Genomic DNA, 11473 nt, shown 5'->3' with positions numbered 1-11473 from the left:
GACCATGGACAACGGACACTTCTCGGTCGACACCGACGGGCTGCACCGCCAACTGCCTTACGTGCGGCAGCTCGCGGAGCACATCCGCTCGGTGGGCAGCAACCTGGAGGCCCGCCTCGGCGCGCTGGGCGAGCCCTGGGGCGACGACGCCAGCGGCAAGGAGTTCCTGGACCAGTACGAGAACCCGCACCACGAGCTGCTGGAAGGCATCAGCGGCGTGGGCCAGGTGCTCGACAGCACCGCGGACGGCATCCAGACCATGGCGCTGCGCTTCACCCAGTTGGAAGAGGAGAACGCCGCCGCCGCCCGGCAGCTGCACACCCCCGACCAGCCGGATGTTCCGACCGGCGGATCGAGGACGGAGCACGGCCACCTGTGAGCATCAACCTGCCCCCGAGCTGGGCTGGGTGGCCCGTCTGGCCGTCGGCCAGGCGTGGCCCAAGGGCGACGAGGACAAGATGATCGCGCTCGGCGCGGCATGGAACGACGCCGCCCAGCAGCTGGTGAACCTCAGCGCGACCATCGACCCCGCCACCAGCGGCGTGCTGAACAGCATCGGGGGTCAGGTGGCGGACCAGTTCCACGACTTCACCGCCCAGCTTCAGTCCAGCCTGCCCGACATGGCCGACGCGGCAGGCCAGATGGGCCAGCTCGGCCACAACACGGGCGTGCAACTGGAGTACTCCAAGTACATGATTCTGGCTCAGCTCGTCTGGCTGGCCTACGAGTTGGTGCAGCTTGCGTTCTGGGCCCCGGAGGCGGTGCCGGCCGCGATCACCGCGGCCCGGCTGATCGTGCAGATGATCCTGAAGCGGCTGCTCCAGTCCGTGGTCATGGGTGTCGGCTTCATGGTCGGCATGGACGTGGCCATCCAGACCATCCAGTTCCTCAAGGGGGACCGGACCAAGTGGGACGCCTCGCTCACCCTCTCGGCGGTCGAGAGTGGCGCCATCTCCGGTGGCATCGGCGGCATCCTGCACGGCGTGGGCGGTGCGTTCGCACCTAAGAGTGACCGGCAAATGGTGAGGCTGCGCGTCGGTTGGGGGTGCCGCACGTGAGACAGGCACGGATCCTGCGTGATCATGGAGTTCTCTACGCTCAGTGATCACACGGAGGACCCGTGCCTGCGGTGCCATTTTGCCTGCTGGAACCCCTGTGGGACCAGTTCGCCGCTCTCCTACCTGCCCAGGAGGGATACGCGGCCGGCCATCCGCTGGGCTGCCACCGCCGTCGGATACCGGACCGCGTGGTCTTCGAGCACGTCGTGTTGGCCCTGGTCCACGGCTCGGGCTACGAGCGCATCGCGAGCCCCGGATGCTCGGACCGAACCATCCGACGCCGCGTCAAACAGTGGGCCGAACTGGGGATAGCCCAGCAGGTGCACGCCCTGGCGCTCGAGGCCTACGACCGGATGATCGGGCTGGGGTTGGGCGAGATCTCGGTCGACGGCTGCATCACCAAGGCCCCGTCCGGTGGAGAGAAGGCGGGACGCTCCCCAGTGGACCGGGGCAAGCAGGGGCTGAAGCGCTCGGTCGCCACAGACGCCTGCGGTGTTCCGATCGGCATCGTCTCCGACGGAGCCAACCGGCACGACTCACCCCTGCTCGGTCCGACTCTGGAGGCGGCCCGCACGCAGGTCGGGGCGATGCCCGAGGACGTCAACGTAAACCTGGACCGCGGCTACGACAGCGCCAAGTCCCGTTCCCTGCTGGCTGAGTTGGGCTTCACCGCCGAAATCGCCCGCAAGGGCATCCCGGCCCCGATCCAGGCCGGCAAGAGGTGGGTGGTGGAGCGAAGCCACTCGTGGATGAACGGCTACGGCAAGCTGCGGCGCTGCACGGAGAAGAGTGGCAAGGCGGTCGACTTCTATCTCCACCTCGCTGCCGCACTGGTCACGCTCCGTATGCTCATCCGACGCGCGACCAAGCGCTACCGCTGGGACGGCCGCCCAACCACCCGACGCCTCAAGTGATCCATTTGCCGGTCGGTCTAAGTTCACCGGCTCGCTCATCGGCAAGGGCACCATCGGCGCGGTCACCGGCGTGGTCAGCACAGCCACGATGGACGGGATCTTCGGGGGCGAGGGCGACTGGGGTGCGACGCTCAGCTCCGGCATCATCGGCGCGATGGGCGGAGGCGGTGGACGCCGCCGCTTCGGCGGAGGCGAGGGGGAGCACGAGCACATCGACGGGGACATCAAGCTCCCGTCCAGGCCCGATCTGCACCTGGACCTCACCGCCGACCTCACATCGGACCTGCCGGGGGGACGGCCTCGGCGAGAAGGGTTTGGCCGGCCTGGAGCACGAGGGCGGGACTGGTACGGCCGGCACGCACGCCACGACCGGTAGGACGGGGACCGGAGGGCCGGACGCGCACGGGTTCTCCGGCGGGGGAAAGAACAGGGGAGCGGCCATTCGGCCGCGGTGGAGTCCGGCCTGCCCGGCAAGGTGGAGCGGGGAACGGGTGGCGTACGCACCCGGTCGGAGAGCGCGGGGCAGCGCGGCACGGCGACGAAAGAGGTCGGCCGCAGCGTCGGGCATGGCGCTCCGAGCACCGAGACTGGGCTCGGTGTTGCGCAGACCGACGGCCAGCGGGTCACCACCGAGGGCGTCACCGGCGTCCGGCAGGAGGGCGGCGGTGCCAAGCAGACGGCCAATGGCGTTGCGCCGCGCGTCAACACAGAGGCACCGCTGCCGACCACCTCGGGCCGCGGCGCCGTCACGGCCACGACTTCCACCGAGACCACCGCACCGCGTCCGGCCCCCGTCGAGTCCGCAGCCCCGGCGCCCACACGGACCGGCGACGGAAGCGTCACGCAGCAGCCGGATGCAGCGCAGGCATCGCCCCAGGGCGTTTCGCCCCGCGCGCCGCGACCTGTCACCAGCACGGCGGACGCCCCTGTGCATCCCGTCCCCACCACCACCGGGTCCGGAGGAACGGGGTCCGTGGTCAGCCACCCTGACGCCTCGCCAAGCTCGGGCCGGGCCGCGGCGGCGACTGCGCATGCAGGTCAGGGGGAGGGCCAGGTCCCGCTTCCGAGCGATCCGCCGCGCGGTCCCGGGGAGGTGCCCTCGTCGCGGGTGGATCGGTCGCCGCGGTTCGTGGTGCGGTCGGGTTTCTCGGTGCGTCGGTTCGAGGCGGGTGGGCAGCGGTTCGCGGACGTGTCGGTGCGGGTGGCGTTCCGTGGCGCGGGTGATTCGCTGGACGGCGATGCGACGTGGTCGCGGGTGCGGCAGGGGGTCAAGGAGTTCTTCAACGATCCTCGGCATGTGCTGCCCGGTGGTGAGCGGTTGCATGTGACGGTGGAGCGGGTGGGGGAGGGGGACGGTCCGGATCTGAGGGTGGATCTGGTGGGGCGTGGCGGGGACATGGATCAGCACAGGTGGGCGGTGGGGCGGAGCCTGCGGCGTACGCGCATGAGATCGCGCATCAGCTGGGTCTGCGCGACGAGTACCGTGACGCGTCAGGTCCGCAGCGTGCACATGTGACGGGGAGCCTGTTGGGTGACTTCCGTCAGCCCGCGGTCGCGGGGCTGTCGCAGTCCGGGCTGCGCGGGCGGCACCTGGCCCTGCTCGGTGCCCTGATCGGGGGTGACAGCGCCGATGGTTCAGTGCCCGGCCCGACTCCGCTGCACGCCGGTGAAGTCTCCCCGCGCGCGCCCAAGGCCGCCGACGGCAGCAGCATCGACGAGGGGTCGACTGATGTCACCCAGCAGGAGGCGGAGAGCAGTCAGACCGGTGCGGCCCAGCCGTCGGGTCCGGGGGACGATGCCGCTTGGCGGCAGGCCCGCGACCAGGCCCCGGTGATCCAGCGTCAGCACACCTGGGTCGACCCTGTCTCTGACCCCGCCCGTGCTGCTCCCGTCCAGGAGCAGAGTGCCGACGACCCGACGACCATGACACCGGCGGCGCATCCTACGGTCCCGCCGCCGCACTTGCCTGCCCAGGAGGATGTGGTCGCGGACCACAGCGCAGAGCCGCCCGCCGCGGTCTTCCGCGTGGACGATCCGTCAGCCCTGTCGTCCGAGCCTCCTCGTACGACGCCGGTGGTGGAGCCTCTGTCGACGAAGGGTTCGCCTGCGCCGTCACTGCACGAGCCCGAGGCGGACTCCACGGTGTTGCCGCCGCGCGGGTCTGCGCAGGAGCAGGTGGTGGTTCCGGAGCGTGATGGGGAGTCGGTTGCTTCGATCACTGATGGGGACGACCCGGTCAGGGTCATGCCCGATCCGTCGCGGACGGGGCTGCCGCCGTTCGGCAGGGGTTCGGCGTCGGCGCATGTGGTTGAGTCGGACAGGGGCGAACTGCTGGTGCCGCTTCGGGAGCCCTCGGACGAGGACGTGCCGTCGGTGCTGCCGCCCCGAGGTGTGCGTGGGGAAGGCCGGGATTTGGGCGCGTCGCCCACCGTGCTGCCTTCCGAGCACGCACCGGTGGTCCCGCCGCGCCTGGAGCGCGGGTCTGAGGAGCCGGTTGACCAGCCGTTGCCTCCCCCGCGTCGGACGGTGGTGACGCCGGTCGTCCTCGAGCCGGAGGCGCTCCGCTCCCGGCCTGACGAGGGCACGGACGTCCCGGTGGTCACGGACCACGCCACCATTCCGGTCCGGCAACCGCGTCTGGACGACCCCTCGGTCACACCGAGCCGCGAGGAAGCCGCCGCCGCGCTGGCCGCACCGCGCCCGCTGCGCGGCGAGAGCACGCAGGTGCCGGGGGACTCGATGGAGCTGAAGCCGCCCCGGCCCGACCGCACCTGGCCGGACGGGGAGCGCTCCGGCAACGGCTTCCGCTCGCCGTTCCGCTGGAGGCGTTCGGCGGGCACCGAGGACACGGGGCAGTCCAGCCGCGCCGAGTCCAGCAGCGCAGCCACCCGCCGCCGCCCTGCCGCCCCGACCGACACCCGCACTCCCGACACCCGCACTCCCGACACCCTCACCCCCGACACCCTCACCCGCACCCCCGAGACCCGCACCCCCGCGCCCGTCCGTCGCACCCCCGCGCCCCACGTGCCCGACCCGGCCTGGGACGGGCACCGCCTCCACGACCCGGCGTTCGCCCCGGCACGGCGTCCCGGGCCGGACGTCGAGCGCCGACCGCCCCCGCGGATCGCGACCCATCAGCAGCTCGGCGCGTCCGACCTGCTGGTGAGCCTGCACGGCCGGGAGCGGGACATCGTTCGGCGGATCGAGCGGCACATCGGTGCCGCCTTCGGCGACGACGCGGCCGGGCGGACCATCGCGGACGCGTTCTTCGGCGGGTCGGGGCTCAAGCCCCGGCTCTCGGCCCTCTCCCGGGGCGACGCCTGGGAGGCACCGTTCAAGGCGGGGCCGTGGTCCGGCAAGCTCAAGGTGCGGGTCCGCGTGGACGAGACCCTCTACCTGACCGAGGCGAAGAAGCTGGAGTTCGAGGGCGGCGCCGAGCAGCACATGACCGTGGGCCGGACCCGGGAGCGGCGCAACCGCTACCTCGCCAACCTCTCCGGCAAGTTCAAGTGGGGGAACGGCGATTTCACCCCTCAGGTCGGCTACATCTACGACCGGCTGAACACCAAGCTGCGCGGCGACGGGGCCCGCACCATCGCCCGTGGCAAGACCACCGAGGAGGCCGCCCTCTTCGGCGCCAACTTCCGTCTGGAGCTCGACTTCTCCGATGTCACCCGGTTCGGCGAGCTGAAGCACCTGCCGGGGAACCACCGGGTGCCGGTGGACATCGCGGCGACCGTGGCCGTGCCACGACTGGAGACCGGGGACCGGCACGGCGTGGTGCCCGTCCCGGACCGGCTCTTCGCCCCACCGGACCGGGTGGTGCACACGCGGCGGCTCGGCGGCTCGGACATCGTGCTGGACGTGTCCGCCAGCCGGACCCACCCGACGTCGCATCAGGAGCTCAAGGGTGTCGACGCGGTGCTGCACCAGTTGGACACCGAGGGGGAGCGGGTCTTCGGGAACGACCTCTGGCGGAACACGGTGCGCCCGGAGCTGAAGTCCCAGATCGACCTGGGCGGACTGCACCAGGATCTCAAGGGGATGATGGCGGGCGACCGGCTGCGGATCGAGGTGCCGGCCAACTTCCTCGGCTGGTCCAAGGCCGTGGTCGAGGTGGGCGCCCACGTCCGGACCATGGAGCACCAGCGCAACACCGGCACCACCGAGTTCAACGTCGGCACCGGTGTGTACCGTTCGCAGCGTCGGCAGGTGCACCGGGGCCATCTGGGGCAGATCCCGGTGGTCGGCAATGTGATGAAGTACCTGCCGGGCATGTTCGGCTTCACCGGCTCCCAGCAGCGCGGCCGGGAGCGGGTGGAGATCGGCGGTTCGTCCCACGACGTCACGGTGACCACCAAGCTGAAGGCCCCCGGTGCGGTGTTCGGCGGGACCAGCGGACTCGACTTCCACTTCGTCCGGGTGGAGAACCTGCACGAGGACCGGGTCGGCGGGGCCACCGCGGAGGTGAACTTCACCGCGCTGGTCGAGCAGAGCGAGGCGCACGAGGTGCAGCCGGCGCCGCACGGCCAGCCCGATCCGACCCGCTTCACCGCTGCTGGGGCCAAGACCCCCCTGCCCCGGCTGACCCGGACCCCGGGGGACCCGGTCGCGCGGCCCCCCGACTCGGTCTGGGGCGGACCGGACGCACAGCACCCTCCGGCCGGCCCCTACGGCCTGCGCGACACGGTGACCACCCGCGACCTGGCCGATGTCTCCGCCCTCCACGACCGGCTGGACACCATCGGCCGCCAGCACTTCCCCGAGGTGTGGGAGGAGGTCCGCGAGGAGGTCATCGACTCCTTCAGCCATGCCATGGTCTCTGCCCACCTGCCCTCGATGACCCGTGGACTGCCCCTGGAGACAGGGACGCTGGGGGAGACACTGCGGCGGCACGGGCTGCACGTGTCGGCCACGGCGCGGGTGGTCGAGATGGAGTACAAGCGGCTGGACACCAAGGCCGAGCTGAACGCGGTCGCCGAGACCGGCACGGCCGAGGCCGACCGCACCGTCTTCTCCCGCACCACGGCCGGTGGCGCGGTCGGCGGCGGCGAGGCGGTGCTGCACCAGGTCGTGGCCAAGGGCGGCGAGGGCGAGCAGGGTTCGGGGCAGTCCGGCTCGGGCGAGACCTCCGCCTCCGCAGGCCAGGACGCCGGCGCGGGCCACACTGAGGCGGCCCCGAAGATGGAGACCGCCGAGGCGCTGGACATCCAGGGCAGCTACGCCCAGCAGCGCCGCACCCGCATCGGCTGGCGGTCCGGGCAGGCCGGCAAGGTCTACGCCAACGGCAAGTACGGCCAGCCGCAGGCGCTGTTCAACTCCCGGGTGGAGATCGACCTCCGGTTCAGCAGGCAGGGCGATCCGGTGCGGGTGCACGCGGAGCCGCTGGAGGTCGAGTTCAGCATGGACGCCCGGGACACCGACGCTGCCCAGGCGGATGCCCGCGGGGAGGCCGTGTTCACCCGGCCGCGGCCCACCGCGGCCGGACCCGCGGCCAGGCCTCCCGCGCCGCGCGCCCCGTTCCTGCCCCGTGCCGCCCCGGCGACCCGGCACGACCCGCCGCCCCGGATCGCCGACCGGGGCGCGCTGGGCGCCTCCGACGTGCTGCACAGCCTCGGCCCGCAGGACACCCGGCTGCTGGACCAGGTCGAGCAGCAGTTGCGGACCCGGCTCGGCACGCCTCTGCCGGACGGGCTGCACCAGCAACTACGGGAGCAGCTCGACCCGTTCGCGCTGAAGGGGCAGCTCTCCCGGCTCACCCGCGGCGGCCGGATCGTCATCAAGGTGGACGCCGGCGGCTGGTCCGGCACCATCTCGGTGGGAGCCCGGATGGGCCGGATGACGCACACCGAGGACGTCGACAACTTCGAGTTCGAGCTCGGCAGTCAGCAGCGTTCCACCCTGGGAATCGTGCGCGACCAGCGGGTCCGGCACATCGTCGGCATCCCGCTCAAGTTCAAGCTCCCGCACACCACCGTCAACCTCTCCTACAACCGGCTCTACGACTTCTCGGACAGCATGACCACCGAAGGCTCGGGATCAACAGTCAGCCGCGGGAAGACAGTCGAGAATGCCGGTCTCTTCACCGGCCCGGCCGACTTCAGCGTCGACGTCAACCTGAGCCGGCGCCTGGAGCACTTCAACCGCCAGTTCCCGGTCACCCTGCCCGACACCGTGGTGGCGGTGCCGCTGCGCGACGCCCCCGACCCCGCCGCAGGCGCCCCGGCCCCTGGCCCCGGCACCGCCGTGCCGGACCGGATCCGGCAGAGCCACCGGCTCGGCTCCTCCGACATCGTCACTGACGTGCACATGCTGCAGCCCGCCGCCCACGTCCCGGTACCGGCCGCCGCCCACGTCGGCGGTGGTGGAGCGGCGGCGCCCGTCCCGGTGGGACGCAACCGCGAGGTCGTCGAACAGTCGGTCGACCGGCTGAACCCCACCGGCCGGGCCACCCTCGGCGGGGACTGGGAGGGCATGCGCCAGAAGATCGTCGACCTGATCCAGAGCGACGGTCTTGTGCCCGCCCTCAAACCCGCCATGGCCGGCGGCGAGATCGTGCTGCGCCACGGGCGTAGCGAGGTTCGGATCAGGTCCGACGTCAGCAGGCTCGAAGTGACCGGCAACACCGGCACGACCGAGTTCAACACCGGCACCGGGGCCCAGCGCACCTTCGCCGAGCACGACGACCACGGCGGTTCCGGCAGTCCCGGCAACGTGGTCACCGTCAGCGTCCTGGGTACCTCCAACCCGTTCCCCGAGGGCACCTCCGTCCTGGCGGGCGGCGGTGCGGTGCACTCCTGGGGCCACGACGAGCACCTGGCGTCCATCGGCTCCGCGTCCACCGGCATGACCTCCAAAAGCAAGAACCCCGCGGTGAGCGCGCAGGGCGAGGCCCGGCTCGTCTTCACCATGACCCGCAAGCCCCTGGTCCGGCTGGGGCACAGCGAGCGGGTCGTGCCGGAGCCGGCCTCCGCCGCCTTCCGCCAACGGGTCACCAACCCCGCCGACCCCCTCCGGGTCTACACCAAGCCCGCGGCCAACGGGAATCCTCAGGAGGTGCACCTGCCGGTCCTCAGCATCGCGGGCGGTCGCCCGCTGCCCCCGCGCGCCCTCGGCGGCGTGCCGCACATGTTCGCCCAGAGCGTCCGCAGCGTTGTCTACGGGGACAGCAGCCACACCATCCGCACCCTCCGCCGCCTGGCCGCCCCCCGACGCGCCCAGGCCGCCCTCGACGTCGGCTTCCACGCCACCCTGCTGGAGTCCGAGGCCCGCCCGTTGCGGACCGGCGAGCCCCCCGCCTTCGTAGCCCGCCCCGACGCGGCCGAGACCACGCAACGCGACGTCTTCGACCGGGCGGAGCGCGCCCGGACCCAGGGACTGGCCAGGGGCAGCAACCTGCCCGGCCCGCCAGTGACGGTACGGGTGCCCCCGGAGCGGGTGTGGACCGACGGTCTGCGCGACGTGGACGTCACCCGCTGGATCGGTGACTCCTCCGGCATCGGCGACATCATCCGGATGCGTGGCCCGCGCTTCTTCGACAGCGGCACCTGGCGGCGGATGAGCGTGGTCGCCCGGCAGGGCTTCGGCCACAGCGGACTCTCGGCCGGCTTCAACGCGTCCACGCGCGGCGACGACATCACCACACCCACCGCCGGGCGGCTGCGGCTGCTCACCAACCGGGCTCAGATCCGGGCCTCGGTCCGGGTGCTGAACCTCGAGTACCAGTCCACCGACCGCAATGTCGAGCTCAGCCCGGCCGGCGAGGTCTCCGGCACCACCCGCCACACCGCGCTGAGCTGGCACAACACTGGTGGGCAGCTGCAGATCGGGGCCGAGGGCAGTGCGGGCTCGGCCGAGGCCACCGGGTTGCTGACCGGCGGATACCAGCACCGCAAGCGCGCGGGCGCGTTGCTGGAGCAGGGTGGCCGGGTCATCGCCAGCGGCAAGTTCAACACGCCGATGGCCCGGTTCACCGGCTACGCGGAGGTCACCGTCACCTTCGTGGACGGTGGCCGCCAGGTGCAGGAACGCGGCGTCGTCCCGGTCACCCTCGACATCCCCGAGAACGAGACCGGCGCGGCCCAGCACGGCCCGGGCGACACCCTGCTCTTCTCCGACGACCGACGGGACGGCAGGGCGCTGGGGCCTCTGGGGCCTCTGAGTCACCCCGGTGACACCCCTGCGGCCGTGAACGCTCCCGCCGATGTCGATCCGCAGAACGGCGGCGGTCCGTCCACACAGCCGCGCCCGCGCCCCCAGGTCGACCCCCTCGCCTCAGAGCGGCTGCACAGCAAGGCACTTGAGAGATTCCTCGACGAGGAGGACCCGGACGACGAAACCCTCTTCGGCAGCTACCTCAGCAACGCCAGGAGCGGACTGGACGAGCCGCCCCGCCGCTACGTTCAGTTCCTGCGCCCTTCCGACGCCGCGTCCACCTCGGTCGCCGAGCCCTCCATGCCCAGAGCGGTCCGCCCGGAACCGCCGAGAATGCCCCCGCGGGAACCCGAGCGGGCTCAGCTCCTGGCCCTCGGACTGGATTCGACCGAGGAGCCCGTGATCCGACCGCTGGGGCCGGTTCTGGGCGCCTTTGAGCCCACGCGTCTCCCACCGGCGCCGGCGCCGATGATCCGGACGGTCGAGCCACAGGCCGCAGTGGTGCGGTCGTGGAGTTCCGATGCCCCGACCGTGCCGCAGCACCCCTCCGAGGAGGGCGATCGCCAGACCCGTCAGCCCCTCATCACCGACGCGGACCGTCGTGGGGTCGTGATTCCCGTGACGACCGATGCGGTCGACGGGGGGCGACCGGCTCCCGTTGAGTCCTCCTCGACCCCTTCCGCGACACCGTCCGAGCCGAGCCTCCCGACGGTCCTGCCGGATGACCCCGCACCCGGCCTCGTCGTCTCCTTCCCGGGCGGCGGGCGCCAGGTCGAGAGCGGTCAGGGTGAAACGGTCCAGGGCGCCGCAGCGCGGATCGCCTCGCTCAGCCTGGAGCGGCGCAGCGCCGGTGCCCCGCTGCCCAGGGTCACGGTCTCCAGTCGCGTCGTCGTGCTGGAGGGCGGACTCCCGCACTTCGGTCGTTCCCTCATGCTGGGCGACCGCCAGGGCCGCACCCTGGCCGCAGCAGTCCGCAGGGCACTGGCCGGGGAACTGGCCGATCGTCAACAAGGCATGGCAGCAGCCCCGTTGACACTGGATGACATCACCGTCGAGGTCGTCCTGAACGAGGAGCTCGACGGCGCCGAAGGCGGTTTCATCCACGTCCACTTCCCCCCGCCCCCGGACCCCGCCTCCTGACCCGACCCCGGCCTCGGCGGCGGCGCCTCCGGCGGCAACCGCCGATGTGCCGCCCACCCCACGGTGGGCGGCGCATCGGCGTGTCCAGGATCAGTCGACCCGATCCGGGGGAGAAGCTGGACGTGTGGCGGGCGGGGACTGGTCCCGCATGCGTTGCCGCCGACCAGGCTTGAGAGCTTCTCCGGGTCGGTCAGAACCTGATTGGCT

At 72.0% G+C, this 11473-nt stretch carries 6 protein-coding genes; all 6 read left to right on the top strand.

Going from position 1 to position 11473, the window contains the following annotated elements; genetic code table 11:
- Positions 1 to 4 precede the first annotated feature (4 nt).
- The 6 genes from ACXKR8_RS02685 to ACXKR8_RS02660 all read left to right on the top strand — a co-directional run bounded on the left by ACXKR8_RS02685 (position 5) and on the right by ACXKR8_RS02660 (position 11266).
- Positions 5 to 379, top strand: coding sequence for a WXG100 family type VII secretion target (locus ACXKR8_RS02685; RefSeq protein ID WP_458271277.1), 375 nt, complete (start codon positions 5 to 7; stop codon positions 377 to 379).
- Positions 336 to 1058 carry a WXG100-like domain-containing protein gene (locus ACXKR8_RS02680; protein WP_462100266.1) on the top strand — a complete coding sequence of 241 codons (723 nt, stop codon included), beginning with the start codon at positions 336 to 338 and terminating at the stop codon, positions 1056 to 1058. The genes ACXKR8_RS02685 and ACXKR8_RS02680 overlap by 44 nt, the downstream gene beginning before the upstream one ends.
- 62 nt (positions 1059 to 1120) lie before the next feature.
- Entirely contained in the window at positions 1121 to 1972 is an 852-nt protein-coding gene (locus tag ACXKR8_RS02675) for an IS5 family transposase (RefSeq protein WP_458271275.1), read from the top strand.
- A 70-nt stretch (positions 1973 to 2042) separates the two neighbouring features.
- Positions 2043 to 2348, top strand: coding sequence for a hypothetical protein (locus tag ACXKR8_RS02670; RefSeq protein ID WP_462100265.1), 306 nt, complete (start codon positions 2043 to 2045; stop codon positions 2346 to 2348).
- A 75-nt stretch (positions 2349 to 2423) separates the two neighbouring features.
- On the top strand, positions 2424 to 3488 hold the full coding sequence (locus tag ACXKR8_RS02665; protein WP_462100264.1) for a hypothetical protein: 1065 nt from the start codon (positions 2424 to 2426) through the stop codon (positions 3486 to 3488).
- Positions 3489 to 3499: 11 nt separating this feature from the next.
- A complete protein-coding gene (locus ACXKR8_RS02660) occupies positions 3500 to 11266 on the top strand; it encodes a hypothetical protein (RefSeq protein ID WP_462100263.1) in 7767 nt (2588 codons plus the stop codon).
- The last annotated feature ends 207 nt before the right edge of the window (positions 11267 to 11473 follow it).

It is taken from the genome of Streptacidiphilus sp. PAMC 29251 (assembly GCF_054208735.2).
The sequence above is the reverse complement of the archived record's forward strand: the minus strand, read 5'-3'. Positions and strand labels throughout refer to the sequence as shown.